This window comes from Roseinatronobacter alkalisoli, assembly GCF_028745735.1.
In the GTDB taxonomy this organism is placed as follows: Bacteria; Pseudomonadota; Alphaproteobacteria; order Rhodobacterales; family Rhodobacteraceae; genus Roseinatronobacter; species Roseinatronobacter alkalisoli.
This window is the reverse complement of sequence record NZ_JAQZSM010000014.1, coordinates 1-26,665: the sequence shown is the minus strand read 5'-3', so window position 1 is coordinate 26,665 and position 26,665 is coordinate 1. Positions and strand designations below refer to the sequence as shown.

29 protein-coding genes and 4 pseudogenes are annotated in these 26,665 nt (G+C 59.4%); 16 read left to right on the top strand and 17 right to left on the bottom strand.

Annotated features, from left to right (window positions below):
• Nucleotides 1-32 precede the first annotated feature (32 nt).
• The 5 genes from PUT78_RS14380 to PUT78_RS14360 form a co-directional block, all read right to left on the bottom strand.
• Nucleotides 33-878 (bottom strand): carbohydrate ABC transporter permease, encoded by an 846-nt coding sequence (locus PUT78_RS14380; RefSeq protein ID WP_274352966.1) that lies wholly within the window; start codon nt 876-878, stop codon nt 33-35.
• Complete coding sequence (locus PUT78_RS14375; RefSeq protein ID WP_274352965.1) at nt 875-1,768, bottom strand: carbohydrate ABC transporter permease; 894 nt, start codon at nt 1,766-1,768, stop codon at nt 875-877. Before PUT78_RS14375 ends, PUT78_RS14380 begins: the two co-directional genes overlap by 4 nt.
• 59 nt (nt 1,769-1,827) lie before the next feature.
• Nucleotides 1,828-3,189, bottom strand: coding sequence for an ABC transporter substrate-binding protein (locus PUT78_RS14370; RefSeq protein ID WP_274352964.1), 1,362 nt, complete (start codon nt 3,187-3,189; stop codon nt 1,828-1,830).
• A 45-nt stretch (nt 3,190-3,234) separates the two neighbouring features.
• Nucleotides 3,235-4,290, bottom strand: a complete 1,056-nt coding sequence (locus tag PUT78_RS14365) for an ABC transporter ATP-binding protein (protein WP_274352963.1) — start codon at nt 4,288-4,290, stop codon at nt 3,235-3,237.
• A gap of 78 nt (nt 4,291-4,368) precedes the next feature.
• Nucleotides 4,369-5,061, bottom strand: coding sequence for a nucleoside/nucleotide kinase family protein (locus PUT78_RS14360; RefSeq protein ID WP_274352962.1), 693 nt, complete (start codon nt 5,059-5,061; stop codon nt 4,369-4,371).
• Nucleotides 5,062-5,370: 309 nt separating this feature from the next.
• On the opposite strand from PUT78_RS14360, the gene PUT78_RS14355 reads away from it, so the two are divergent.
• The 5 genes from PUT78_RS14355 to PUT78_RS14335 all read left to right on the top strand — a co-directional run bounded on the left by PUT78_RS14355 (nt 5,371) and on the right by PUT78_RS14335 (nt 9,812).
• On the top strand, nt 5,371-6,531 hold the full coding sequence (locus tag PUT78_RS14355) for an ROK family transcriptional regulator (RefSeq protein WP_274352961.1): 1,161 nt from the start codon (nt 5,371-5,373) through the stop codon (nt 6,529-6,531).
• 92 nt (nt 6,532-6,623) lie between these two features.
• Nucleotides 6,624-7,397, top strand: a complete 774-nt coding sequence (locus PUT78_RS14350) for a class I SAM-dependent methyltransferase (RefSeq protein ID WP_274352960.1) — start codon at nt 6,624-6,626, stop codon at nt 7,395-7,397.
• 396 nt (nt 7,398-7,793) lie between these two features.
• Nucleotides 7,794-8,237, top strand: a complete 444-nt coding sequence (locus tag PUT78_RS14345) for an RrF2 family transcriptional regulator (protein ID WP_274352959.1) — start codon at nt 7,794-7,796, stop codon at nt 8,235-8,237.
• Between the two features lie 3 nt (nt 8,238-8,240).
• A complete protein-coding gene (locus PUT78_RS14340; protein WP_274352958.1) occupies nt 8,241-9,128 on the top strand; it encodes an NAD(P)/FAD-dependent oxidoreductase in 888 nt (295 codons plus the stop codon).
• Nucleotides 9,129-9,812, top strand: coding sequence for a class I SAM-dependent methyltransferase (locus PUT78_RS14335; protein WP_274352957.1), 684 nt, complete (start codon nt 9,129-9,131; stop codon nt 9,810-9,812).
• A 54-nt stretch (nt 9,813-9,866) separates the two neighbouring features.
• On the opposite strand, the gene PUT78_RS14330 is transcribed toward PUT78_RS14335, so the two are convergent.
• Nucleotides 9,867-10,439, bottom strand: a complete 573-nt coding sequence (locus PUT78_RS14330; protein WP_274352956.1) for a TetR/AcrR family transcriptional regulator — start codon at nt 10,437-10,439, stop codon at nt 9,867-9,869.
• A gap of 90 nt (nt 10,440-10,529) precedes the next feature.
• On the opposite strand from PUT78_RS14330, the gene PUT78_RS14325 reads away from it, so the two are divergent.
• Nucleotides 10,530-11,996, top strand: a complete 1,467-nt coding sequence (locus PUT78_RS14325; RefSeq protein ID WP_274352955.1) for an MFS transporter — start codon at nt 10,530-10,532, stop codon at nt 11,994-11,996.
• Nucleotides 11,997-12,646: 650 nt separating this feature from the next.
• Here the strand turns inward: PUT78_RS14325 and PUT78_RS14320 are convergent.
• A complete protein-coding gene (locus PUT78_RS14320; RefSeq protein ID WP_274352954.1) occupies nt 12,647-13,288 on the bottom strand; it encodes a nitroreductase family protein in 642 nt (213 codons plus the stop codon).
• Between the two features lie 125 nt (nt 13,289-13,413).
• Here PUT78_RS14320 and PUT78_RS14315 point away from each other — a divergent pair, with 125 nt between their 5' ends.
• From PUT78_RS14315 to PUT78_RS14305, 3 genes are all read left to right on the top strand, one after another.
• On the top strand, nt 13,414-13,779 hold the full coding sequence (locus PUT78_RS14315) for a winged helix-turn-helix transcriptional regulator (protein WP_274352953.1): 366 nt from the start codon (nt 13,414-13,416) through the stop codon (nt 13,777-13,779).
• Between the two features lie 309 nt (nt 13,780-14,088).
• Nucleotides 14,089-14,352, top strand: a complete 264-nt coding sequence (locus PUT78_RS14310; RefSeq protein ID WP_274352952.1) for a YjhX family toxin — start codon at nt 14,089-14,091, stop codon at nt 14,350-14,352.
• 168 nt (nt 14,353-14,520) lie between these two features.
• Nucleotides 14,521-14,838, top strand: a complete 318-nt coding sequence (locus PUT78_RS14305; protein ID WP_274352951.1) for a GNAT family N-acetyltransferase — start codon at nt 14,521-14,523, stop codon at nt 14,836-14,838.
• 34 nt (nt 14,839-14,872) lie between these two features.
• Here PUT78_RS14305 and PUT78_RS14300 read toward each other — a convergent pair.
• A pseudogene (locus PUT78_RS14300) lies at nt 14,873-15,568 on the bottom strand (IS6 family transposase).
• Between the two features lie 47 nt (nt 15,569-15,615).
• Here PUT78_RS14300 and PUT78_RS14295 point away from each other — a divergent pair.
• Both PUT78_RS14295 and PUT78_RS14290 read left to right on the top strand, forming a co-directional pair.
• A pseudogene (locus tag PUT78_RS14295) lies at nt 15,616-15,822 on the top strand (helix-turn-helix domain-containing protein); the annotation flags it as partial.
• Between the two features lie 56 nt (nt 15,823-15,878).
• Nucleotides 15,879-16,046: pseudogene (locus PUT78_RS14290) on the top strand (IS6 family transposase); the annotation flags it as partial.
• Nucleotides 16,047-16,333: 287 nt separating this feature from the next.
• Here the strand turns inward: PUT78_RS14290 and PUT78_RS14285 are convergent.
• Nucleotides 16,334-17,374 (bottom strand): IS110 family RNA-guided transposase, encoded by a 1,041-nt coding sequence (locus tag PUT78_RS14285; RefSeq protein WP_274352950.1) that lies wholly within the window; start codon nt 17,372-17,374, stop codon nt 16,334-16,336.
• A 121-nt stretch (nt 17,375-17,495) separates the two neighbouring features.
• Here PUT78_RS14285 and tnpA point away from each other — a divergent pair, with 121 nt between their 5' ends.
• From tnpA to PUT78_RS14265, 4 genes and pseudogenes are all read left to right on the top strand, one after another.
• Entirely contained in the window at nt 17,496-17,864 is a 369-nt protein-coding gene (gene tnpA / locus PUT78_RS14280; protein WP_274352949.1) for an IS66-like element accessory protein TnpA, read from the top strand.
• Nucleotides 17,861-18,208, top strand: coding sequence for an IS66 family insertion sequence element accessory protein TnpB (gene tnpB / locus PUT78_RS14275; protein WP_274352948.1), 348 nt, complete (start codon nt 17,861-17,863; stop codon nt 18,206-18,208). Before tnpA ends, tnpB begins: the two co-directional genes overlap by 4 nt.
• Nucleotides 18,209-18,331: 123 nt before the next feature.
• Nucleotides 18,332-19,280, top strand: a pseudogene (gene tnpC / locus PUT78_RS14270) (IS66 family transposase); the annotation flags it as partial.
• Nucleotides 19,280-19,450 carry a hypothetical protein gene (locus PUT78_RS14265; RefSeq protein WP_274352947.1) on the top strand — a complete coding sequence of 57 codons (171 nt, stop codon included), beginning with the start codon at nt 19,280-19,282 and terminating at the stop codon, nt 19,448-19,450. The pseudogene tnpC and the gene PUT78_RS14265, both read left to right, overlap by 1 nt.
• A 243-nt stretch (nt 19,451-19,693) precedes the next feature.
• Here PUT78_RS14265 and PUT78_RS14260 read toward each other — a convergent pair whose 3' ends face one another.
• The 7 genes from PUT78_RS14260 to dctP all read right to left on the bottom strand — a co-directional run bounded on the left by PUT78_RS14260 (nt 19,694) and on the right by dctP (nt 24,417).
• Nucleotides 19,694-19,873, bottom strand: a complete 180-nt coding sequence (locus PUT78_RS14260) for a winged helix-turn-helix transcriptional regulator (RefSeq protein WP_274352946.1) — start codon at nt 19,871-19,873, stop codon at nt 19,694-19,696.
• Entirely contained in the window at nt 19,867-20,166 is a 300-nt protein-coding gene (locus tag PUT78_RS23710; RefSeq protein WP_337994688.1) for a hypothetical protein, read from the bottom strand. The genes PUT78_RS14260 and PUT78_RS23710 overlap by 7 nt, the downstream gene beginning before the upstream one ends.
• 76 nt (nt 20,167-20,242) lie before the next feature.
• Nucleotides 20,243-21,082, bottom strand: a complete 840-nt coding sequence (locus tag PUT78_RS14250; RefSeq protein WP_274352945.1) for a shikimate dehydrogenase family protein — start codon at nt 21,080-21,082, stop codon at nt 20,243-20,245.
• Nucleotides 21,083-21,086: 4 nt separating this feature from the next.
• Nucleotides 21,087-21,521: a type II 3-dehydroquinate dehydratase gene (locus PUT78_RS14245; protein ID WP_274352944.1), complete on the bottom strand. Its 435-nt coding sequence runs from the start codon at nt 21,519-21,521 to the stop codon at nt 21,087-21,089.
• Between the two features lie 20 nt (nt 21,522-21,541).
• Entirely contained in the window at nt 21,542-22,834 is a 1,293-nt protein-coding gene (locus PUT78_RS14240) for a TRAP transporter large permease (RefSeq protein ID WP_274352943.1), read from the bottom strand.
• A 1-nt stretch (nt 22,835) separates the two neighbouring features.
• The gene (locus PUT78_RS14235) at nt 22,836-23,351 is read right to left on the bottom strand and encodes a TRAP transporter small permease (RefSeq protein ID WP_274352942.1); all 516 of its coding nucleotides are present in this window, start codon (nt 23,349-23,351) and stop codon (nt 22,836-22,838) included.
• Between the two features lie 82 nt (nt 23,352-23,433).
• Complete coding sequence (dctP, locus tag PUT78_RS14230) at nt 23,434-24,417, bottom strand: TRAP transporter substrate-binding protein DctP (RefSeq protein WP_274352941.1); 984 nt, start codon at nt 24,415-24,417, stop codon at nt 23,434-23,436.
• Between the two features lie 196 nt (nt 24,418-24,613).
• Here dctP and PUT78_RS23705 point away from each other — a divergent pair, with 196 nt between their 5' ends.
• Complete coding sequence (locus tag PUT78_RS23705; protein ID WP_337994686.1) at nt 24,614-25,975, top strand: GntR family transcriptional regulator; 1,362 nt, start codon at nt 24,614-24,616, stop codon at nt 25,973-25,975.
• 149 nt (nt 25,976-26,124) lie between these two features.
• Here the strand turns inward: PUT78_RS23705 and PUT78_RS14215 are convergent.
• Nucleotides 26,125-26,665, bottom strand: a 541-nt coding sequence (locus PUT78_RS14215; RefSeq protein ID WP_274352940.1) for an IS5 family transposase, incomplete at its 5' end; no start/stop codon positions are given.

Sequence of the window (26,665 nt, the reverse complement as noted above, 5' to 3'; positions counted from 1 at the left end):
TTGTCCCGCGCCGTGAAAGCCCCGACGACAGGTTACCCTTTTACCGCACCTGCCGTCATACCGCTGACAATGAAGCGATTGGCGGTCAGTGCAAACAGGATGACAGGCGCGATGACAAGCACCGCATAGGCCGCGATAATCCCGTATTCGGCCCCTGCCTCGGCCCCGCCCAGAAAGCGGGTGATACCCACGGTCAGGGGTTGCGCATCATTGCCCGCAAGGAACAGCGCGAACAGGTATTCATTCCACGAAATGATAAAGACCAGGATCGCCAGCGCCACTACGCCCGAGCGCACGACAGGCAGGGTCACATTCCAGAACAGATTCCACGGGCTGCACCCATCGACGATGCCCGCTTCTTCCAGCTCATGTGGTACAGTGTCGAAAAAGCCAACCAGCATCCATGTCGCAAAGGGGATGTGGATGGACAGATGCGCCAGCAACAGCCCGACGCGCGACCCTGACAGGCCCAGATTGACGAAGATCAGGAACAAAGGCAGCGCCAGCACCACATATGGAATGAAGCGCATGGCCAGAACGCCGAAGGACACCGCTTCGCGCGCGCGGCCCGAAATCTTGGTCAGCCCATAGGCCAGAGGCACGCAAACGATCAGCGTGATCACCACCGCAGAGGCAGAAATGATCACCGAATTGGTGAAGAAGAACCAGAAATCGCCACGGGTGAATGCCTGGCTGAAGTTTTCCAGCGTGAAATCGCGGAACATCAGCAGGTCCAGCGGGCTGCGGAAAAGCGCTGTGCGGTTCAGGCTGGCCGCGACCAGCATGACCGGTGGCAAGAGTGAGAAAACCAGCCAAAGCCCCAGCAATGCATGTACTATCCAGATTGCGCCGTGTTTCTTCATTCTGGCGGAGATCATGCCTTGTCCCCCAATGTCTTGCGATAAAGCGTGATATACAGCCATGCCACCACGGCCATGATGATGAACATGGTAAATGCGATGGTATTGGCCATGCCCATGTCCTGATTTGCGATGCCGCGATTATAGGCGAATATCGACAGCACCGTGGTAGATCGGCCCGGCCCGCCCCCGGTCAGCGCCCATATCATGTCGAATTCACGGAACGCGGATGTGATGATGATGATTGACACAAACAGGATATGCGGGCGCAGCATGGGCAGCACGATATACCACAGCGACTGAAACGGCCCGGCCCCGTCGACACGCCCGGCTTCATGCAATTCATCGGGAATGGTGGTTAGCGCGGCATAGAATACCAGTGTCGCCAGCGGAATCAGATGCCAGGAATTGGTGATGATCGTAGCCCAAAGCGCGGTTTCGCGGTCCAGCAACCAATAGGGCGCGGGGCCGCCGAAAAAGGTCAGAACCTGATTCAGAACGCCGACTTCCTGCTGCCAGATAAAAAAGCGCCACGCAATGCCGCCCACAACCGGCGTCATCACGAAGGGGATCAGGAACAGTGCCATCCACATGGCGCGGAATTTCACCTGCCGGGCGTTCAGCAGGAAGGCAATCAGAATGCCCATTCCCACCGAAATGATCACGCAGCCAATGGTGAAAATCGCCGTGATCCGCAGTGAATTCACATATAGCGGGTCGGCAAAGGCCCGACGGTAGTTTTCTAGCCCGACAAAATTCTGGGTATGGAAGGAATACAGAAATACATCATGCAGGCTGTAGCGAAAGCCCATGAAAAGGGGCGTTCCGACGATTGCCGCCATCAGGATCAGCCCCGGCAGAATGAACCACCAACCGCGTGTAAATTTATCGCGCCGCGATGCCGCCATATCAGATTTCCCTTCCAAAAAAGGGGCGCGGGCAGCGACTGCCCGCGCCGTCCGGTTTTTTACTGGATATAGCCTGCGCGACGGAAGGCGCTGGTCATCTCATTCACCCAGCGTGTCTGGGCCTGCTGGGCCGTCAGATCGCCCGAGAAGACATCAGTGATGAATTCGGTCGTGCCGTTCCACATCACAGCGCCATATTCGGGAATGCCCTGACGGATGAACACCGATTCCAGAACCTGTTCATAGGCGGGCAGGAAATCGGGGTAATAGGGACGCAGGCTGCGCAATTCTTCGCTGGCGAAATGCCCGGCGGTCGAGAATTGCTCGGATTGTTTGCCCCACTCGATTTCATTGTCCTGCAACATCCATTTCAGGAACTTGAAGGCTTCCTCAGAATTCGGTGTGTCAAAGATGAACACGCCACCACCACCCAGAAAGGGGGTGCCCTGCGTCAGGCCGGCAATATTGTCTTCCCACACCGGCAGGGGCGCATAGCCTGTGTTTCCTGCAGCGCTGCCTGCTTCATCCTCGACCGTGCCAACACCTTGCGGCCACATGGTTGCCGTGGCCAGACGTCCGTCGCGGAACATATCCAGCCCTTCAAGGAAACCCCAGTTCTGTGCTTCGCGCGGGGCGGTATTTTCCGCCAGATCGACGAAATATTCAGCCGCTTCCACCACGATCGGGTTGTCGATATCGGGGGTGAAATCCGCGTCCCAGCCCGAAACACCAGTCGAATACAGCACCACGATAAAGCTGCGGGTGATGCCTGCGCCAGCGCCAAGCGCATCGGCCCAGCCATAGACCGCGCGGTCCAGCGTTTCCCCGGCCAGCGACTCGCCCGCGTCGCGGGTAAAGAAGCCCGCGACATCGCGCAACTCAGCCCAGGTTGCAGGCACAGTCAGATCGCGCCCGAATTCAGCCTGAAACGCGGCCTGTTCTTCGGGGTGTTCGAACCAGTCGCGGCGCACAATCAGCATGGGTGCTGCGGGCGTGGTGGGCAGGGCAATGATTTCACCCGGGCGCGCATCGGATTTCATGTGGCTGTCGATTACCAGTTGCGGATAGGCATCCACATCGAACCCGTGTTCTTCAATGAACGGTGTCAGGTCCACGACATGATCGGCAAAGCTGCCGAACCAGCCCGGGCTGTGATAGCCCAGATCCCAGCGCCCGGTTCCGCCGATAGCTTCAATCGACATCTGGTCGCGCAGCTGGTTGGGCGGCAGGATTTCCCCGATCACCTTGATGCCGGTTTCTTCCTCATATTTCGGGGCGAAATAGTTGACCACCGCATCGGCTTCGGCACCGGGATGAAGTGCCCAGCGGATGGTGACGTCCTGCGCCATGGCGCTGCCCGCCATGGTCAGGCCAAGGGCAAGCCCCCCGGCAATAGTGGTCTTTCTGGTCAGGTCGGTCATCAGTCTTTCCTCCTCCATGATGTCTGAAAATACTATCGGCGCGGTTCAGTTCAGCCGCGCTTCTGTCTTTGGGTCGAACAGGTGCAGACGGCCCGCAAGCGGTGCGACTGTCAGGGTCTGGTCCGGGTGCAGATCGTGGCGTTCACGCAGAACCACTGTCACAGGCGTGTCGCCCAGTTGCGCACCGACATGGATTTCCGCGCCTGTCGGCTCGACAATCCGCACGCGCGTTGACAAACCCGCGTCCGCGACGACCAGATCTTCCGGCCGGATGCCCACGCGGACGACCTGCCCGTCGGTCAGGGCGGCACCTTCGGGCGCAGGCAAATGCTGGCCATCGGCAAAAACAAGCGCGCCGGATGTCACAGTGGCATCCATGAAATTCATTGCGGGCGATCCGATGAAACCCGCGACAAACAGGTTGGCCGGGGTGTCATACAGATCCAGCGGCGAGCCTGCCTGTTTGACAACCCCATCATGCATGACGACAATCACATCAGCCATGGTCATGGCTTCGATCTGGTCATGGGTGACATAAACCGTGGTGACCTTCAGGCGCTGATGTAATTGCTTGATTTCGGCGCGCATCTGCACGCGCAGTTTCGCATCCAGGTTGGACAAGGGTTCGTCAAACAGGAATACCTGCGGATTGCGCACGATCGCGCGACCCATGGCCACACGCTGGCGCTGTCCGCCGGAAAGCTGGCGGGGAAAACGGTCCAGAAGGGCGTCCAGATTCAGGATATCCGCAGCATTTCCGACACGCTTTGCAATCTCGGCCTTGTTCACACCGGCCAGTTTCAGCGCGAAACCCATATTCTGGGCCACGGTCATATGCGGGTACAGCCCGTAATTCTGGAACACCATCGCGATGTCCCGGTCTTTGGGGGCCATGTCATTGACTTCTGTGTCGCCGATCATGATCGCGCCGGATGTCACATCTTCCAGCCCGGCAATGATGCGCAGAAGCGTGGATTTGCCACAGCCCGACGGACCGACAAGCACGACAAAGGCCCCGTCCGCAATCTCGATATCAATTCCATGAATGACGCGCACGCCGCCAAAGGCTTTCTCGACATTCTGGATGCTTACACCTGCCATCCACTTCCTCCCGGATCGTTTTGCGGTGCAGCGTATCGCTGACCGGATTCCATATTCATTGCGTGGCGTTGCATGGGGTCACCCGGCGCGGCTGACCCCATCCTTCTGTATCGCCAGAGTCATCTGTCCGTCTTCCTGCAATCTGAGTTGCAAATCAGCCGGGGCGCTTTGTTCCAGTACGGTGCGCGCATTGATCATATCATTGCCATCAGCGCGGGCCTCTGCGGCGGCGGCGCCCAGACCATGTGTCAGCCAGCGTGCGACAAGCCGCGCGCGCAGCACCGGCAGCGGGACAGTCAGCATCACGGTCACGTCGAACAACCCTGCAAGCCCGGCCCAGTCATCCTGGCGCAGGAGCAGATAATTCCCTTCGAACACCACAAAGCGCACATCAGCGCCCAAAGTTGCGGCGTCAGGAATGGTCTTGTCCTGCGCCCTGTCAAACAGCGGGTAGTGAATATCCCTGCCGCCTGTCCGTGCGGCCCGGACCAGCGCTGAAAATCCTGCCGCGTCAAAGCTTTCGGGCGCGCCCTTGACCCCTAGCAGGCCCTTTGCCTGTAATTCCTGATTATCCAGATGAAACCCGTCCATCGGCACCAACGCCACCTGTCCTGCACCGCAGCGCGCGGCAAGTGCTGCGGCAAGTTCCGCCGCAAGGGTTGATTTGCCCGCCCCCGGTGGGCCAGCCAGCGCAATCAGCACGCGTCCTGCACCGCCATCCGTAGACAGGATATGCATGCATAGCCGCTCCGCGATGCGCCCTTGCGACATGATCTCCCCCTTCTTTGGCCTGCGCCCATCGTTTGCCGTATATGCGGCAATTAAAAACCGCAAAAGGAATTAAATCCGAATTTCATAGCCACTTATTGACGCATTTCCTTGCACCGCAACTAGCAGTGCAGAAAATTTCTGTCAAATAAAAACTTTAAGATGAATTAAAAACTTTTGACGCGATATCACCACACTTTACTTCGCCGGGCTGAATTTCGTATAGAGAGGCAGTAGTTTGCGATCATGAAGGGCGGCTTCTGCGATTTGGTCAGTCCCCCGGGCAGCGCAGTAACCGGAGGCGGGAAGGGGATGAAGGGATCGAATCAGACAACCGTGCGCGACAATAATGAACGGCTGGTCCTGCACCTGATCCGTCGTCACGGGGCCATGACCAAGGCAGAGGCCACACGTGAAACCGGCCTGTCGCCCAATGCCATCTCAGTTATCTTCAACGCGCTGGAAGAGGACGGCTTCCTGTTGCGCGGCGAACGGATGCGCGGGCGCATCGGCCAGCCTTCGACACCCTTGCGTCTGAATCCCGATGCGCGCTTTCATATCGGGCTGAAGATCGGGCGGCGCGGTTTTGATATGGTCGTTGTTGATTTCTGTGGCGGGATCCGGGCGCGCTGCCAGCAGGCCCATGATTACCCCACGCCGGAACGCATTGTTGCCTTTGTCCGCGCGGAGCTGGAGAATATGCTGCGGGATACTGGCATTTCAGCCGAAGCGATTGCCGGAAGTGGCATCGCCATCCCGTCACAGCTGTGGCATTGGTCGGGTGATTTCGGGGTATCGCAGAGTGAAATGGACGTCTGGCGCGACCACGATATCGCCGCAACGCTGGAAGATATTCTTCCCGGTCCGATTCTGGTCGAGAATGATGCGACAGCGGCGTGTTACGCCGAATGGGTATTCGGCGGGCGCAGGATCAAACCGGACAGCCTGTATTTCTTCATTGGAACCTTCATTGGTGGTGGTGTTGTGCTGGATGGCGGGGTGTTTCGCGGGTGTCGCGGCAATGCCGGGGCGTTCGGGCCCTTGCGCATTCCCGAAGAACCCGGCGGGACGCGGCTTGTCGATCACGCCTCGCTTTCGGTGCTGTATCAGATGCTGCAAAGGCAGGGCAGCCACGACGCCACGCCTTTCGCCCCGGATCAGGACTGGAATGCGCTGGAACCTGCGCTCTCGGACTGGATATTACGCAGCGCGCGTAGTCTGGCCCATGCTGTTGTATCGGCCAGCGCGGTGATCGATTTCGAAGAGGTCATCATTGATGGGGCCTTTCCATCGGATGTGCGCGGGCGGCTTGCGCGGATTCTGGAATCGCGCCTGAGCTTGCTTGATCTGGGTGGTATTCCGCATCCAGAAGTTTCGCAGGGTTCATTTGGCGGGGTCGCCCGCGCCATGGGGGCCGCAGCGGCACATATCTGCAACCGCTACATGATCCGGCAGGAACCGGGCCGGGATTGATTGCCGGGTTTGCCTCGCAGACGCAGCCGGCCACCCTTTACAACACAGGCAGGACGCCGGACATTGTTCTGACAACCCGGTTCAGACGGGTCATGCCAACGGGAAAGCTGATGCGCTGCCATGGAAAAACAAAGACAGACAAATCCGACCATAACGCGCGCACCGTCATGGCGGCACCTGTTTGCCGCGCCGCGATGACACAGACGCGCCCGCTTTCTGGAAGTGACTGTCACTGCCCGTTATGCGCCACAAGGGCCGCGCATTTTCTGACGGTTGACGGGCGTGCTTATTTCCGCTGTCCCAACTGTCAGGCGCGGTTCCTGCACCCGTCGCAATTCCTGTGCCGCAATGACGAAGTTGCGCATTACCGCCATCATGAAAATGACGTGGATGACCCCCGCTACCGTCGTTTTCTGTCCAAGTTGTCAGAACCCCTGATAGCGCGACTCCCGCCCGTTGCTGTCGGGCTGGATTACGGCTGCGGCCCTGGTCCGGCCCTCGCCGCAATGCTGCAGGAGGCGGGGTACGACATGTCGCTGTTCGATCCGGTTTTCGCGTCTGATCCGGATGTGCTTAAAAACACCTATGATTTTGTCACCTGCACCGAGGTGGCAGAGCATTTTCACCACCCGATGCAGGAATTTGCGCGCCTGCGCCGATTGGTCAGGCCCGGCGGCTGGCTGGCTGTCATGACATGTTTTCAGACGGATGATGCCCGTTTTTCAAAATGGCATTACCGGAAAGACCCCACACATGTCGTCTTTTACCGCGAGGCAACCTTTCGCTATCTTGCGGCGGATTGGGGCTGGCGCTGCGAAGTACCCGTCAAGGATGTTGTTCTGATGCAGGCCCCCGCCCACCGATAGCGCAAGTTTGCTGCATCCGCGATACCTGCCGCAGCCAGCCCGAACCCATATCAGCGGCCCCCCGAAGCGCCGCGTCATGATGGCTGGCATAGTTTCGGGCCATGTGTCGGGCAAACGGACTTGGAGCGTGCCGCCCGTGGTAAACCAGCATTTCAACCGAAAGTGCGTTCTATTCAGTCCTCAACGAGATCGAAGTCGCCTGCGTCGCCAGAGGATCTTGGCGCTTTGCTCGATGATAGATCGGCGGAATTCTTTGCCACGCTACTCACTTTGTCCATAGCTCGCTCCGTTAGTGAAGGGGATTCTGGTCGCGTTTCGAGGTGTCCCGCCGGGCCATGTTGGGAGAATATCTGAGATCTCTTGACGTTTCGCCCAAATCGTAACATATGTAGTTACATGAAGCGAGACAGCCGCCTTTCCTCCGTCCTGCATGCTCTGCTGCATATGGCAGAGCAGGATGGCCCCATGACTTCCGAGGCGCTTGGTAAGTGCCTTGGTACCAATCCCGTGGTGGTGCGCCGCACCATGGGACTTCTGCGCGATGCGGGGTTGGTGACGTCCGAACGTGGTCACGCCGGGGGCTGGCGCATTTCGGCCGATCTGTCGGCTGTCAGCCTGCGCCGGTTGCACGAGGCCCTGGGGGAACCCGCGATCTTTGCCATCGGCAACCGCAACGAGACGCCGGAATGTCTGGTCGAGCAATCGGTCAATGCGGCGCTGGAAGGCGCTTTTGCCGAGGCCGAGGCGCTGCTGATGGAGCGTTTCGCCGATGTGACGCTGGCCGATCTGGCTGAGGATTTCACCCACCGCCATGCGCAAAGGCGGGCCGACAGGGAGTAGCATATGCTCGATGTGATCGTGATCGGGGGCAGCTACGCCGGAATGGCCGCCGCCCTGCAACTGGCGCGTGCGCGCCGCAAGGTGCTGGTGATCGACGCGGGGCAACGCCGCAACCGGTTTGCCCGCCATTCGCACGGCTTTCTGGGTCAGGATGGGGTCGACCCTGCCCGGATCTGGGCCGAAGCGCGCAGCCAGTTGGAGGCCTATCCGACAATTCGCTGGGTTGAGGGGTCCGCCAGCGGCCTCACAGGCCAGCGGGATGATTTCCGCGTCGTTCTGGACAGCGGCGAGGCGTTTTCCGGCCGCCGCATCCTGCTTGCCACCGGGGTCGCCGACCAGCTTCCCGACATTGCGGGCATCAATGAACGGTGGGGCCAGTCGGTGTTCCACTGCCCCTATTGCCATGGCTATGAACTTGATCAGGGCCGGATCGGCGTCATCGCCACCGGGCCGATGTCGATGCATCAGGCGCAGTTGCTGCCGGAATGGGGCGAGGTTACCTTCCTGACCAATACGGCCCTGACCCTCGACCCGGATCAGCGCGACGACCTGCACGCGCGCGGGGTAACCATCGAGGAAACGCCGGTCGCCCGGATCACCGGCGAGGCGGATGTCGAGTTGCACGACGGTCGTGTCCTGAGCTTCGACGGCCTTTTCACCGCGACCCGGACCATCCCGGCAAGCCCGCTGGCCGAGGCCGCCGGATGTGCGCTGATTGGAACGCCGATAGGTAGTCAGATCATGACAAGCGAGGCAAAGGAAACCAGCATTCCCGGCATCTTCGCCTGTGGCGATGTCGCGCGGGCCCCGCATTCCGTCTCTCTGGCGGTCGGGGATGGTGCATGGGCCGGGGCGCAGTTGCACCGCTCGCTCGTCTGGCCGGAGGGGTGAATGGGCATGAAACCGGCACCGACTACTGAACCGGGCGCAGCCGCGGATTATGCCGAACGGGTCGCCCGCCATGTGCCCGGGCTTCATGATCTGCATCGCATGACGGCACTGCTGCTGGCCGAGCGCGTGCCCGACAGTGTGCAGGTTCTGGTCCTTGGTGCAGGCGGCGGGATGGAGCTGCGCGCCTTCGCTGCGGCGCAACCGGGCTGGCGTTTCGATGGCGTCGATCCGTCGCCTGATATGATCACCCAGGCGCGGGACATTCTGGGGCCGGACGGTGGCCGCGTCACGTTTCATCAGGGCTATATCGACACCGCCCCCGACGGCCCCTTCGACGGCGCGACCTGCCTGCTGACCCTGCACTTCCTGCCGCGCGAGGAACGCCTGCGCACATTGCGTGCATTGCACCGCCGCCTGCGCCCGGGCGCGCCTTTTGTCATGGCCCATCACAGTTTTCCGCTGGAGGGCGGGCAACAGGATCTCTGGCTGATGCGCAATGCGGCCTGGCTGATCTCGGGCGGCATGTCCGAGGTGCAGGCAATGGCCGGCATGACCACGATGAAGGAGCGCCTGCCGGTCCTTCCGCCCGAGGAGGATGTGGCGCTGGTGCGTGCGGCGGGCTTCTCGGACGTTCAGCTGTTCTATGCCGCCTTCACCTTCAAGGGCTGGATCGCCTGCGCGTGATCGGTCACAAGGTTTACCTCTTAAGACAGCAACCGGCGCTGGGAGCCTGCCGGTTCAGTCCTCAGCAGATGCCACGTCTGACGTGCCTGATGCTGTGGCGGAAAGCATGTCCGCGAACAGTGCCTTCCACTGCGTATCAGTAAGGTCCATCAATCCGAGCGCCTTGAGCAGGAAGGCGCCTTCACCGGCCATAAAGGCCAACGCCACCTGACGGTCAGCCGGGTTCGCCAGGTCGAGACCGGCGAGGCGCGCATTATACCAGTCGCGCGTGTCCGACAGTTGATCCGGATGTTGCAGAAGTGCCGTCATCATGACCGCGAAGCGTGAGTGATCGGCCTCATCCGCGTCGCGTGTCGCGGCCAGATGTGCCCGGATCATCGCGCGCGGCGACGGGTCCGGCCCGGCCCGCCCGGCCACCTCGGCATCGAAGGCTTCTTCCCACCGCGCAATCATCGCCCGGATCAGATTGTCACGCGTCCCGAACGCGTATTGCACGCCGCCCTTGGTGATCCCGGCGGCTTTTGCCACCGCATCAAAGCTCAGTGCCGCAGCTCCTGTGGTCACCACAAGCGCTTCGGCGGCGTCCAGCACCTTGTCGCGGTCGATACTGCGTGGTCGTCCTGCCATTTTTCCCCTTTCATTACGATACGACTGTATTTATATAAGCCGTTCCAGAAATACAACCTGCTGCTCAATACCCCGAAAAGGATATCACAGATGTTTCCCCGCAACCGTTGGATTGTTCTGACCATCGTGTCCAGCGCCCTGTTCCTGATCGTGATCGACATGACGGTGCTTTACACCGCCCTGCCGCGGCTGACCCATGCTCTGGCCGCCACGGCGACTGAGAAGCTGTGGATCGTGAACATCTATCCTTTGGTGGTGGCAGGGCTTTTGCCGGGTTTGGGTGGTCTGGGGGACCGGATCGGCCACAAGCATATGTTCCTGTCCGGCCTTGTCGTGTTCGGACTTGCGTCACTGGCGGCGGCCTTTTCGCCGACACCCGCAGCGCTTATTGCCGCGCGGGTGGTGCTGGCCATCGGGGCCGCGATGATGATGCCTGCGACCCTGTCCCTGATCCGCCTGACCTTTACGGACGAGAAGGAGCGCGCCTTTGCCATCGGCATCTGGGCCGCTGTCGCTTCTGGCGGTGCGGCACTGGGGCCGGTGGTGGGGGGCTTGCTGCTGGAATGGTTCTGGTGGGGCTCGGTCTTTCTTATCAACGTGCCGATTGTTCTGCTGGCGCTGTTGACCGGCGCGCTGATGCTGGTCAACAAGCGGCCCGTGCAGGCCCATCCCTTTGATCTGCTCGGCTCCGTCCAGGTGATGGTGGGGCTGGTCGGGCTGGTCTATGTCATCAAGGAAGCCAGCAAGCGCGAGCCATCATGGCTGATCGCGGGTATCGTCCTTGTTATCGGCATGATCGCCCTGACGGCCTTCGTGCGTCGACAACGCGCAAGTTCAAGCCCGCTGATCGATTTCGCACTATTTCGCAACGCCCGATTTACCTCTGGTGTGGTTGCGGCCCTCGTGGCCTCCGCTGCCCTGATCGGCGTGGAACTGGTCTTCAGCCAGCGCCTGCAACTGGTGCTTGGACTGTCCCCGCTGCAGGCCGGGCTGATGATCCTGCCGATCCCGGCCGCGTCCTTTCTTGCCGGGCCGCTGACGGGCCTTGCGCTGCCGCGCCTCGGGGCGACGCGGGTGCTGACATGGGCGCTGGCGCTGACCGGGCTGGCACTGGTGGTCTATCTCTTCACCCACCAGGGGCCGAGTGCGCTGTGGCTGTTCGTCTTGGCGGTGATGGGCTTTGGTGTCGGTGCCACGATGACCGCCGCCTCCAGCGTCATCATGCTGTCGGCGCCCGAAGAACAGGCCGGCATGGCGGCATCGATTCAGGAGGTCTCGTTCGAGATGGGCGGCGCCCTCGGCATCGCAATTCTGGGCAGCGCGATGTCCGCGCTCTATACGCGCGCGATGACTGTTCCAGCAGGGCTGAACGCCACCGTGGCTGACAGCCTCGACGAAGCGTTGCTGGCCTCGGAAACGCTGAGCGAGGCAGGGGCCGCGCGGTTGACGGCGCTGGCACGGGGGGCGTTTGACGAGGCTTTCGTTGGTGTCATTGCCCTGGCCACTGTGCTGGTCATGGCCGCTGCAATCGGCATCTGGCGCAAGGCAGCGCATTGAATTGAAAGCAGGCAGGCAGTGCTATCGGGGAGGGATACCCACGCCATGTGCAACGAAGGGCTGCCAGAACCCACATCAGTGATAGAATCGGGTCAGGATTGCTGCGGTAACCCTGTTGTCTCGGAGGTTGAGCTTCGTCTGGAGAACAGTCGCGATCCAAAGGGCGTCGACCCCAAGGAAAGTGTGATCAAAGGGCATGGGCATGTCGATAGCGCAATAGACTTGCGTCGAATGGCCAGCATCATATTAGCAGGTGTTGTCGAAGCGGCATCAATCATCAGGCCCCGCAAAGGGCTTCCAGATTACGGAAGTAGGCCTTACTGTTGACGTGTCGCCGCTCGGGCCTGCGAGTTGCCGTGCCCTAATGCTTAGTGACCGCGAGGCATACACACAGTCAGGCGTTTGCCATATGTCCTGAAATGACCCTTGGCCGCGGTGAGAGGCAAACATCATCACGGCGATGATCTGCATCAAGAGTGCCTAGCCGTTCTCGCTTTGATTCTGGCCGATTAAGGTGCAGCTTGCACATGCCAAGGACCCTAGTGTGGCAGCGACCACTTTGAGTTCGGATTTTTGAGCGCTGCAAGGCACGATACTGGCTGTAAGGCGCCTTGCAGTGTCGTCGCATGAGGTGGCTATACCGCCTAATCTTACCCGACCTGTGTCACAATGGTATCACGGGGTTTACGTACCTTATCCATTGGCAACAGCCAGTCACCTGCCGCGTCGCGGTAGCCCAAAGGCATCAGCAAGACGGAACGCAAGCCGCGTTCTTTCAAACCAAGGATCGCATCCACGGCCGCAGGATCAAACCCTTCCATTGGCGTGCTGTCGACTTCCTGTTCGGCGGCGGCAACCAAGGCGACGCCCAAGGCGATATAGGCCTGGCGCGCGGCATGGGCATAGTTTTCTTCAGCGTCGCGCGGCACGTAAGTCGCTTTGAGGGTTTCGTAATAGTCATGCAGCTGCGGCAGGTCACCGCGGGCCTCAACGTTCAGCTTGACGACCTCGTCAATGCGGTCAGCGGTGTAGTTGTCCCAAGCTGCGAAAACCAGCAGATGAGATCCATCGGTGATCTGCGCCTGCCCGAAGGCTGCTTCGGCGATCTGGCCACGGATTTCCGCGTTCGTCACGACGATCAGTTCAAACGGCTGTGTGCCGCTGGATGTGGGGGCCATGCGGATCGCCTCGATGATGGCATCGATTTTGTCCTGCGGGACGGCTTTTGCAGGGTCCATTTTCTTGGTGGCGTAGCGCCAGTTCAGGTGATCGTTCAGTGCCTTGGGTGTCATAGTCGTGTTTCCATTGTAAATGGCCTCAATCGGCGGTATATATTTGTAACCTGCTATCTAATTAGAACCAACAGCCACGACAAGAAGGCACATTTCTGAACCTCGGTAACAAATAGGGAACCACTATGCTGGACACTGCCGGATGCCCCGATTGCAAACGTATCAACGATGTCCTGTCGCGTGTCGGTGATCGGTGGAGCGTGCTTGTCGTCATCTCGCTGGCCCGGGACGGGACGCTGCGATTCAATGAACTCAAGAAAAACCTTGGCATCTCGCAGCGCATGTTAAGCCTGACATTGAAGGAGTTGGAAAGAGACGGCCTTGTCCACCGCACCTATCACCCGACGATCCCTCCCAAGGTTGAATATACCCTGACCGAAATGGGGCAGTCCTTTCGCGAACCGGTGAGCGCCTTGGGCTACTGGGCGCTGGAAAACCTGACCAAGATCGACGCGGCGCGCCAAGCCTATGACAAGAGTGTCGCGAAGTAGATGCACATCGGTGTCGCTGAAGCGGCAATTCGTACTGAGTACAGCGAATGACTGAAAAAAGCCCTCTTAAACCATTTGTCGCTATCGCAGCGTAACCCGCGGCCTGCGGTTGTTTCACCGCTTCGGATTGACTGGAATGGGCGAAACTTTTACGTTGTTGGCTCATTCCACAGCGAAGAGATGGAATTGTCGATGTTGGAGCTTGTTAAGAAGCACTGATCGCCGCCGGAAAGCCGGGGTGATCCAGATTGGGCGGAGCGAACGAACGCTTTGCGCCTGAATTTCTGTGCTTAACGAACAGGCTACTACATGAACATCTCCAAGCTCGAACAGCGCGTGCTTCACGTGCTGGCTCAGGGCGGGCTGATCCGCTACACGCGCGGCCCGAATGGCAAATTGATCGAGACCGATTGCTTCACGCATGACGGTTCGGTTCTGGTCAATTGCACGCCACGGATGGTCTCGGCTCTTCGCCGCAAGCGGCTGATCGAATCGAGAAATGCCAGCCCCTACCGTATCTCTCAACTCGGTCGCAGATTGGTCAAATCGCAACTCGACAATCGCACATCGTGAGGAACAAAATGAAAATACGCTAAGAAATCCCGGCTGATAAGGTCACGATCCGGCTCATCACCGAAGCGGCCTTTGCCACGGAAGAACACAGTTCCGGGACAGAGGGTGCCATCATAGATACCCTACGCGATACTGGGGCACTGACGCTGTCCTTGGTCGGGCCTGGTGATGGGCTATATCGGCTTCTCTCCGGTCACTGTCGCCGGGGAGAACGTCGGTGGGTTCGAACGTGGCCCTGTGGCCATCCGGCCAGACCTGCTAGGGCAAGGCATTGGCAGGGGCCTGATCCGCACAGGTCTGTCGCAACTTCTGGACCAGAGTGCCCGGGGTTGCACTATCTTGGGCAGTTCGGGTTGCTACACCCGCTTCGAATTTGCGCAGGACGCCAAACTCGTGTTCGAAGGCGTTCCGCTCCGGGCCGACTATGCGGCTGTTCACCATGACGAGTCATCGATGCCATGCCGCGCCACAGCAAGGCGGCTTTGAGCCTTCTGTATCTCTGCTTTGCTATGTTGCCCCGTCAGCCACCTTGGACGAAGCTGATTTCGCAACGGACACCCGGCCGCTTCGTTTGTATGTGTCCATTCTTGATTGTCCTGATCGTCTCCACCCCTGGCAGTGTCGCCTTGACACAACTCAGAGATCGGAAGCTTTGCCGAACTCCGAGTAGCCGCTTCAGCGCGGCATGATAGCTCTCGACACGGTTGTTCAGATACTTGCGGTCGATATGGGTGATGTAGTCAAAATGCGGATCGTAGCGATGGTTTATCTCACGGATCACCTTTCGATATGTTGGTGCCTTATCTGTGCAGATTGAAACGGGGCGGTGCAGCCGCACACGTTCGAGAGCACTGTTCAGGAAAGCTTTTGCTGCCTTCGCATCGCGTCTGGCTGTGAGCCTGAAATCGATCAATTGGCCGTTGCCATCAATTGCCTGCCACAGGTAACGCCACTTACCGCCAACACGAATATAGGTTTCATCCACGTGCCAGTTCAGGCTTGCGCGGCTGAGATGACGCTCGGCACGTTTGGACAGTTCCGGTCCAAACTTCTGAACCCATCAAAAGACCGTTGAGCGGTCAACATCAAGCCCTCGCTCCGCAAGCAGGTCCGTCACATCTTGGTAGGACAGTGGATACCGCAGATACATCCGAACGGCACATAAGATGGTCACCGCAGGAAACCGGGGGCGCTTGAACGGTCGGTTGCTCGGCATATCAGCAATCCTTTCACTGCCATAATCGCCAACACCCAGGCTGAATGCAACTGTCCCAAAAAAAGCATGATCGCGGATGGGGACGACGACGCATGAGGTATCCAGCATCCGAAAAGCTCGAGATCATCAGGTTGGTCGAGCAATCCCATCTGCCAGCAACACGCACGCTCGATAAACTGGGCATCGCGCGTCGGACCTTTTATCGCTGGTATGACCACTACCTAAATGGAGGGCCTGAGGCCAGCTCGCAGCGTAATCCTGTCCAGCGTTTGCCTACACGCAACCCAGATGAAAATTTGCGACAGAACCGCAGGGCGTCATTGTCAGCTGCGAAGCCGTCCGCCTCTGGGTTAATCGCTTTGGTGTGCATTTCGTCGCTTGCATCCGTCGGGATCGGGCGCGCCCGAACGGCAAATGGCATCTGGACGAAGTCGTCATACCGATCAACGGCGTAAAGCACTGGCTGTGGGTAACCGTCCGATTGTCACCGCCTGCCTTGTGGCGGGGTGATGGCCTAAGACACGTGCATAGCGACGTTCTCTGTTTGCGGCATTGTCAAGCGGGAGATGGCTGTATCCGTCCGGGGTCATGGTTCTCTCCGAGGTCGTAGGTTCTACGCCTCACGATGGCGTTCGGGGGCGGATCGTCTCCAATGTCGTTAGCGGGGTGTGGATGTTTGCTCCGCCCCAACGTCGCTAGCGAGATCAATCTGCCTCCGTCCCTTCAGGACTTCGCTTCCCGCCCTCTCAGCGGCGGAAATTCAGATCAGGCAGTGGCCTCCTTTGTCCATTGATAGTTTGTGTCTTTTTTCCAAAGCGTCAGCATCAGCACAGCGATCTTGCGGGCGGTAGCAACGGCGGCCTTTCGGAACCCACGCCGCCCGGCCAGGCGGACAGCCCAACTCTTGAGCGGAGAGAACCGTTTGACCTGGAGGATCAGGCAGGAAGCGGCCTCGAACAGCAACCCGCGCATCGTACCATCGCCGCACTTCGATACGCGTCCAGACCAATCCACCTCGCCGCTTTGGTGGCGCTTGGGCGTTAACCCGAGGAATGCGCCTACGTCGGATGTTCGGTTGAACCGTTCAGGGTCATCGACGAGGGCGACGAAGCTGAGCGCATTGACCGGGCCCACGCCGGGGATTGTCATCAGGCGACACGCAACTGGGTGGGCCTTTGCCTTTTTCTTCACAGCCCTATCGAGATCGTCCGCCGCTTGGCACAGCTTGGAGTGGGCCGTGATAAACCCATCGGCGATGGCGCGCAGCACCGGATCGGTTTCCCCCGCTGCGGCCAGTTGGTCGCGAAAATTCTGGCGCTGCCGACCTTGGCCGATGCCGGTCATTCGAATACCGAAGGTTTTCAGCACGCCCCGGATGTGCCCTTCGAGGTCTTTGCGCAACCGGATCATCCGCTCTCGCGCACCGACCAGACTTCGCAGCCTATCAGCTTCCTCGCTGCGGATGTGGACAGGCGTGAACCAGCCGGTGCGTGCGAGCTGCGCCAACCCTTCAGCATCAGCGGCATCGGACTTGTTGAGCCGAGCCGACAGAGCCTTGTGCGCCTTCCGGGCATCGATGCAGGTTGCGGGCAATCCCAGCCGAACCATTCCCCGTTGCAGCCAAATTGAAAGCTGGCCACACTCATGCACGATCCGCCGAGGTTTCAGATCGCGGTTGCGAAACCAACCCGCCACACCATCCGGATCGGCGGGGCACGTTCCTCGCGCGATGATCTTTCCATCCCCGTCTACAACACAGACCGAAATCTCTTTCAGCGACACATCCAAACCGGCATAGTATTCCATAGGTCGTTCTCCTCACGGCTTATATCCATGAGGCCAACATACCGGACCTCGTTCGCCATTGGAGAGCGACCGCCGCAATCACACCATGTCGTTAATGACGTGTCTTATGCGCGGAGGGGTCATGCGGGGCGAAATTCTGGGGATCGAACGACGTCGGCGCTGGGATGATGACGAGAAGCTTGCGATCGTGAGCGCTGTTGGTGTGGGCGGCGCGACTATAACGCAGGTTGCGCAGCGCCACGACGTGACCCGGCAACAGATTTATGCGTGGCGTCACGAGCTGAAGCGTAAAGGCCTCTGGTCACCAGATGCTGGTGCGCTGTTTCTGCCAGTTGACGTGCCATCCTTTCCAGATCTGCCCGCAATGACCAATCCCGTGCCTGCTGTCTGGATCGAGCTTCGTCTGGCGAAGGGGCGCATGCTGCGGTTCGAGAGCGATATTTCTGAGGCTGCGCTGACGCGATTGATCCACGCGGTGGATGGCGCATGATCGGGCCGGGCACCGGTGTTCGGGTCTATCTGGTTTGTGGCGCGACAGATATGCGAAAGGGGATCGCAGGTCTGGCGGCGTTGGTGCAGGACGCGTTGCGCCAAAAGCCGACGGGCGGCGCGGTGTTTGCATTTCGGGGTCGCAAGGGCGACCGGTTGAAGCTTCTCTATTGGGATGGCCAAGGGTTCTGCCTCTATTACAAGCTGCTCCAGCGCGGCCGCTTTCCCTGGCCGAACACAGCCTCCGGGGCCGCGCGCCTGACCTCGGCGCAACTGGCCATGATGTGGGAGGGGATCGACTGGCGATGGCCGGATTGGGGCGCGCCACCGGCAAGGGTGGGATAATTTATCCATCTGAAATACCTTGTTTTTATGGTGTTTCCTGATTGTTTGTGATAGTCAGCGGCACGTCGAGTGATGCCGCAATTCTGCCCGAAGATCCTGCGCTGTTGAAGGCGATGATCGCTGCGTTGCAGGCCGCGTGTATCGGATGCCACGCCGCGCGAGCGTCGTGAACTGGACCCCGGTGCCTGCTGTCCCGACTGCGGTGGCGATCTGCGCGTGATGGGTGAGGATGTCAGCGAGTTGCTGGACATGATCGCCGCGCAAATGAAAGTGATCCAGATCGCCCGGATCAAGAAATCCTGCCGCCGTTGTGAGCGGATGGTGCAGGAACCTGCGCCCAGTCGCCCGATCCCGGGCAGTATGGCGGGGCCGAACCTGCTCGCGCATGTGCTTGTCTCGAAGTTCGACGATCATTTGCCTTTGTATCGCCAACACGAGATCTTCGCCCGCATGGGGGCGGACATTTCCGAAAGCACCCTCGTGGGCTGGTGTGGCCGCGCCATGAAGACCTTGTCGCCACTGATCGCACGGATCGAGGCGAACATCATGACCAGCGACCTGCTCCATGCGGACGACACACCCAACCGGGTGCTGGATCGCAGCTTGCGCGACAAAGGTCTTGGCAAGGGTGTCAAGCAAGGCCGGATCTGGGCCTATGTGCGTGACCAGCGGCCTTGGGCCGGGGCATCGCCACCGGGTGCTGTCTATCGCTTTGCGCCAGACTGGAAAGAAGAGCACGTTCTTGGCCACCTGGCCAATGCGCGCGGCAGGAGGCCTTTAGCCTGTTTCTGCCCGACGGGCGTGTGGCCATCGACAACAATCCCGTTGAACGTGCCCTGCGCCCGATTGGGCTCGGCAGGAAAAATTGGTTACTTGCAGGAGCAGATACCGGCGCGGAAACCCTCGCACGTGCGATGACGGTCATCGAAACGGCAAAACTGAACGGTATCGATCCGCTGGCCTATCCGCTGACATCCTCGACCGCATCCACGATCACAAGAGCAACAGACTGGATGAATTGCTGCCCTGGAACTGGGCACCGCTGGCCGCTGCACAATCACAGGCCGCCTGATGGCTGCGGTGACCCATGTATGCACCATCGATTACGTCGCCAAGTTGTTGGGTGAGGATGCAGAACTTCTTGAAGCGATCATCTACAACGACGACAACCTGACTTATGGAAACATCGTCAGCGTCTCTATAGGACCCGAAGAAACAGTCACTGCGCTGACCGATGACTGAATCGAGGAACTGACGGACATGATCCGCGACGCTCGTAACACCACCAGAACCTGGCATGAGTTCCTCGATGACTTCGTCAGTGACGCCGATCTCGTGGAACGTCTCAAAGCTAAATCAACGCGGTAACAATTGGGGTGGTTACTCTGCATCAGCTTTTGTTGAACGAACAATCAGCGGCGGTCCAGATTTGAGACCAGATTCCGTCCGGTTGCTCGGCGGCCGACTGCGGGTTGTCCGGTGAAGCTATCCGCGAGCAGCTTTCTCACGCCGCAGGAAGGCGCAGTCAATCAGCGCTTCCATCGAAAGGCTAAGCACGATTCTCATGTCGCTGAGGCAGTATTTTACTCTGGGAGGCACTTCGGGGAAGATGGTCCACATGACGATACCGTCGTCTTCAAGGGTCCGCAGCTGTTGTATCAGCATCTTCTGGCATATGCCTTCGACGAGTTGCTCCAGTTCCGAAAACGCAGCGGGCTGTACGCGGCAAAAAGCTGACAGACGAAAACCATCTTCCCCTGCCTGCGGTTGCGACACTGCCAAAGTACCTGTTCCGCGACCTTGCCGAAGGCGTCACCGTCATTGACACCCCAGACCATACAACTTGGCAATGGCGGGAAATCGCGGAGGGATTGGAAACGCGTTAACTGCGGCCCGTGATCGCGCCCCATGTTGCCCAGTTGCGCGGGGGCTATGAAATCCTGTTCAAAGATTTCCATCCCGTCGAAACCCGCTTCAGTAATAGCGAGTTTTTCTTCAGTCTACCCGAGACCGAGACTGTGGCGATGAAGGTCTTCATGTGATTTCCTCGGCGGCAAGATCCGCGCGTAAGCGCGCTTCGTCTATCGGCCGCTCAGAGAAGAGGTTCCACGCATCAACCGCCTGCCCGATAAACAGTTCGAACCCGGAGAGGGTATTCAAACCGGCGCTGGTGGCATCGGTCAGAAACTGCGTGTTGATTGGCGTATACACCGCGTCGAACGCCCACAGGGCACCACGCATCGCGGGCGGCGGCAGCGGCGTTCCCGGATGCCCGGTCATGCCCACCGGCGTCGCATTCACCAAACCCTGCGCATCGGCGGCGAGTGCTGCGGCGTTGGCGCCAACGCGCACATCAAGCGCCGGGAAAGCCTCCGTCAACGCCTTCGCCAGTCTGTTGGCACGGGGCAGGTCAGTGTCGGCCAGGCGGATTTCGCGCGCACCGAGTGTGGCAATTGCAAAGCTGATGGCGCGGCCCACGCCGCCCGCGCCAATCACCAGTGTGGTGCCCGGGTTAACATTGCCCCAAACCTTGCTCCATGCTGATATGAAACCGGAGTGGTCGGTGTTGAAGCCGCGCGGCGCCTCCCCGTCAAACAAAACCGTGTTCACCGCCCCCAGCGCGCGCACGCCGGGATCGTCGATGCGCACCCGTGTGGCAGCGCGTTCCTTGTATGGATAGGTTATATTGATCCCGCGATAACCCGCCGCCATCACATGATCGAAAAGCGAATCGAAATCGCGCTCCATCACCTGCGGAACAAGACGGTCATAGGTGACGGAAATCCCGTTCTGCTTGCCTGCCAACATGTGAAAGCGCGGGGCACGCGATGCGCCGATATTGTCCCCGATCAAACCAAGGCGAAGATGTGTCATGGGCTTATCCGGTCATCCGGCAGGCTGCCTCGACAGCCGTGCGATAGCCCTGAGGCCCCAACCCAGCAATCACGGCGGTGACCACTTTAGACACCAGCGAGGTATGATAGACCGCTTCCCGCCGGTGGATGTTGGTGATATGCAATTCGATCACCGTGCCGCGAAACATCTTGAGTGCGTCCATGATCGGCACCGAGGTAAAGGTCAGTCCGGCGGGATTAATGATGATCGCGGCGGCATTGTCGTCAATTGCCTGATGAATCCAGTCGATCAGTTGGTATTCGGCATTCGACTGGCGAAACAGCAGCGCGCGCGGGCCTGCTGCTTCGTGGCATAGTGCCTCGATCTCGGCCAGTGTGGTGGCCCCATATATCTCGGGCTCGCGGGTGCCCAAACGGTTGAGATTGGGGCCGTTCAGAACATGGATGGCGCCGGACATGCGGATAACCTTTCTTCAAGTCAGCCCTGATAGCCAAACTGCCGTGGCAGCCAGAGCACAAAATCGGGGAGAGCCGTGATTGCGGCCAGCGCCAGCAGAAGAACGCCGATGAACGGGACCAGATCACGAATGATATGCCGCAGTTTGGCACCGGTGATCGACTGCATGATGAAGATCAGCAGGCCATAGGGCGGCGTGACCAGTCCGATCATGATGTTGACCACCGCCACTACACCAAAGTGAACCGGGTCGATTCCGAGCGCCGCCGCCGTCGGAATGAAGACCGGCACGATGATCAACAGGATCGCGGTGCCTTCCAGCATCGCACCGACCAGTAGAAGAACGATATTGACAAGGATCAGGAACTGAAGTGGCGTCAGATCCCATGCCGCAAGATACACTCGCAACGTCTGGGGGATATTCTCAGCGGTGACGACATAGTTGAACACCAGCGCACCCGCAATCAGCATACCGATCGATGTGGAAGAACGCGCCCCTGAAACCAGCGCACCATAAAGCTGGCCCAGAGAGATTGACCGATAGAGCAGCGCAGACACCACCAACGCGTAAGCGGCAGCAACAGCAGCAGCTTCAGTTGGTGTCATTGCGCCGGAATAGATACCGCCCAGCAGTACAACCGGCATCATAAGCGCCGGAAAAGCGCGGAATGTGATACCGGGCAGTTCGCGCACAGGCGTCGGCGGCTCAACCGGAAAGTTCAGCCGACGCGATTGTACCGCCACCAGAACCATCATCACCAGCGCCATCATGATGCCTGGCAAAATGCCCGCAAGAAACAGAAAGCCGATCGACGCATTCGAAACCAGCGCGTAAAGCACCATAGGAATCGACGGCGGAATGATCGGGCCGATCACGGCGGCACTTGCGGTCAGGGCAGCGGCAAAGCTCTTGGTGTAGCGCCCTTCGCGGGTCATCATGTTGGCGATGATCCGCCCGGTGCCCGCCGCGTCCGCAAAGGCCGAACCTGACATGCCCGAAAAGATCAGCGACTGAACCACGTTGACCTGCGCCAGCCCGCCCCGGAACCGCCCGACAAAGGCGTTGCAGAAGCGCAAAAGCCGGTCTGTCATGGAGCCGGTGTTCATCAACTCGGCCGCCAGAATGAATAACGGCACGGCCAGAATTACATAGCCGGTAAACATGCTGTTCAGCAGCCGCTCTGCCACCAGTCCCATGTCCTGACCGCGCATATACAGATACAGCACCGAGCCCGAGATCATCGACAGTCCAATAGGCAAGCCCAGAACGGCAAGCCCGCAGATCACCAGCAGCGCGGCGGTGAAAGGCTCCATCTCAGTCTCCTTTCGCGGATGTTTGCTGTTCCGGGGCAATCGGATCATGTCCGGCAACGGCGCAACCGGCGAGCCAGAGGTAGCGCAGGATTACCGCCACTGCGAACAGCACATAGACCGAGAACAACCAGTCATAGCGGATGCGTAAATAGGCGGTGCGCTGCACCTTCATGAAGGTCACATAGTCCCAGACTGCAGGCAGTGAGAGCATGAACAGACCCACGACACCCACCGCCGCTATCACAAAGAACACCCGGCGCACCAATGACGGAACCGAACCATAGACGATATCAAAGCGGATCTCGTCGCGTTCACGAAGCACGAATCCGGCTCCGAATAACACCAGCCAGACCCACATGACCGAGCTCAGCTCCGCCGCGCCGCCCGAAGGCCAGTTGAGAACATAGCGAAACAGGATCGTCACCAGGAACGCCCCGAACATCACCGCCAGCATCAGCGCCGCCAATGCCTCGGCGCCCCGGCTTAGCCAGTGGGCCAGTTTACGCAAACCCTGCACTGTTCAGTCCTCCACCGTCATGTCTTCTGATCGGTTGGTTTTTGATTTGCGGCGGTCACGCTGGTGCCGCCGCAACTGGGCGTCAGAGTCCGTTGACGCGCTCAAGCATGCCCTCGGGCCAGTCAGCCGACAGAGGCGAGGCCAGATAACGCTCCTGCGCATAAGCGCGGAAGGCTTCCAGATCAGGCGTATAGATTTCCAGCCCCTGTTCACGGAAATACTCAGCAAGCGCAGCCTCGCTGCTCTCGTGCTCGGCCGCGCTCCAGGCCATGGCATCGTCGGCAGCGCTCTGGAACGCTTCCTGTTGCTCCGGAGACATCGCATTCCAGGCACTTGACGAGATGGTCAGCAGATCGAACGCCACCAAATGCGAGGTCATCACGATCTGACTCATAACTTCATAGAACTTCATGTTCTGCACGTTCGGCAAGGGGTTGTCCTGCCCGTCGATCGCGCCAGTCTGAAGGCCGGTATACACCTCTGCATAGGCCATTGCGGTCGGGTTCGCACCCAGTGCTTCACCAAGGAACTGCCACGCTTCGCCAGGCGGCATGCGCAACCGGATACCGGCCATGTCGGCGGGAGTTTCGATGCGCCGATCCGGACGAAGGCCCACATGGCGGGTACCAAAGAAGGTAGGGCCAAGGATATGGATGCCCAACTGCTCTTCGGCCATTGCTTTCATCTCTCCGCCAGCGTCCGACGCAAAGAAGGCCATCAGGTGATCCGCATCACGGAACAGATAGGCCGATGTCAGAAACGACCATGCCGGTATCTGATTGGCGATGTCCTGTGGCGCGATATTGCCCATCTCCAGATTGCCGCGCTGAAGCGCCACAAGCTCGGTCCCCTGCCCGAAAAGCGTACCGCCGTGGTGCACTTCCAGCGTGAAGTCGTCAGCAACGGATTCGGCAAGGCGCTCCATCATGCGTGCGCGAATATCCTGATCGGAAAACACCGCCGAAAAGCGCAGCGTCGGCGCATCTTGCGCCTGCGCCGTACCAAAGGGCGCCGCCGCCATGGCCAGAGCCACCGTCCCGGCCGCAAACAGACTGCGACGCGTCATCTGATATTTCATCTTATCCTCCCTGAGTATTTCCCAAAGGCACAGAAGGCTCCATCCCCCCTGCACTCTGCAACACGCACAGTACACCACCCTTTTCCATTTTCAACATATTTTATCTCTTACAGATGATGTTTTTGTTTTTATCCTATGATAACTGCTCATTGCTGTTTACTGGTAATCTGTCTAACAAGAGAATATGATGGAGCAACCGCCCGCCATTCCCGGTTTGACCGACACCGCAAGCGAAGCCTGTTATCGGGCGGTGCGGCGGGATATCATATTCGGCAAGCTTCAACCTAACGAGCGTTTGCGGCTCGAGACGTTGCGCGACAATTATGGTTCCAGTATCAGCACCTTGCGTGAAGTGCTCAACCGACTGTCCGGCGAACGTTTCGTGATTTCCCAAGGGCAGAGAGGGTTCACTGTCGCCCCTGTGACGCAAGAGGAATTTCACGATCTGGCGACGCTGCGCGAACTTCTTGAAGGGCATGCGCTAAGCCGGTCGTTCGAAAAAGGTGATCTGGAATGGGAAGGGCGGGTCGTCGGCGCTTATCACAAGCTGGGGCGCATCGAGGCTCAGATGCTGGAAGGAAAGCGTGACCAATCCGAGTTGTGGAAGCATTACGATAAGGAATTTCACCACCAGTTGATTGCCGCCTGTGGGTCCGATGAATTGCTGACCGCTCATGCCAGCGTTTTTGACCACTACCTGCGTTATCAGATCATCGCTGTAATCTTTCGCGGCAATGATGCTGCGTATGAGCACCTGCTTCTGCGCGATTGCGCGCTGGAGCGTGACGATCAGCGCGCAATTTCTGTGTTAAACGGGCATATTGCGGCCTGTGTCGCGCATACAGCGGCTGGCGGTCTTCTTCCGCAGGGTGTACCGGCCAGCCCCTTTGCGTTCCAACGAGAGACCGTCTCTGCCAAAACATGGAACGAGGTGCGCAGGGATATACTCGGGGGTCGCCTTGCCCCCGGCCGCAAGCTCAAGCTTGAGGGACTACGCAGCGATTATGGCGCGTCGGTCAGCATTCTGCGCGAAGTGCTGAACCGGCTGGCGACCGAGGGGCTGGTGGTGGCCGAAGGGCAGCGCGGTTTTGAGGTGGCGCTGGTTTCCGCCGATAATCTGCGCGAACTTGCCGAGCTGCGCTTGTTGCTGGAAGGTCGGGCGCTGATCAATTCGTTCCAGAACGGCGATGTCGACTGGGAAGCCCGTGTTATCGCGGCGCATCACAAGCTGGCGGCGATGGAAGAGAGGATGGACCGTGGCGACCGATCGCAGATTGATCTGTGGAAACGCCTGGACTGGGGCTTTCATCAGGCGCTGATCTCGGCCTGCGGATCCGATGCGCTGATGCATCTGCATGGCGGCGTTTTTGACAAATACCTTCGCTATCAGATGATAGCCCTTTCGTTTCGCGGTCAGATCGCAGCGGCTGAACACCGCGCTCTGCTGGACGCTGCGCTAAAGCGTGATCACGAGACGGCAGCTTCTGTCCTAAAGGAACATCTGCTGGGCGGAGTTCAGCATGCGCTGAACAGCGGAACAATCTGATCATGAACTGGCGGTGGGGGGCCCCACCCAACGGCATCGTGTACCCTCATCACTCTAAAAGGCGTTGCCAAGTTGTTTATGTGGAATACTCAGATAGGCGTTGTTGCGTAAGTCAGTGCTGAGACGTGATGCCGCCTTTCCCCTTCAGTTCAGGTCACGCGGACGATCTCGGCCGTTCCGAGGGCCGAGAAGCGGTTCATAAGGGCGATGCATATTTGGATTTCTGCGGTCTGGCGGTCGGGGTCTCTGGCATTGATGCGTTCGCCGAAGGCCTTGAGGCACCGCACCTTTGCTTCGATCCTGCTTCGGACATGGTATACAGTCCAGCGCTTCCAGAACGCCCTGCCATAGTGTCGGGTGGCTCGCAGTATTTCGTTCCGGGCGATTGCCGCCGGGCAGTCTTCTTTCCATGGTCGGCCGTTCTTGCGGATAGGGATGATCGGAGTGGCATGACGGTCGATGATGGCGGTATGGCAGCGGCGGGTGTCATAGGCGCCGTCGGCAGTTACCGAGCCGATGTCTTCGCCCTCGGGGATCTGGTCCAGCAGGTCTGGCAAGATCGGACTGTCGCCGTTGCTGCTGGAGGTGAACTCCACCGCCCGGATGTCGGACGTAGCGGTGTCCGTGGCCAGATGGACCTTGCGCCATTGGCGTCTGCCCTGAACGCCCTGCTTGCGCGCCTGCCACTCG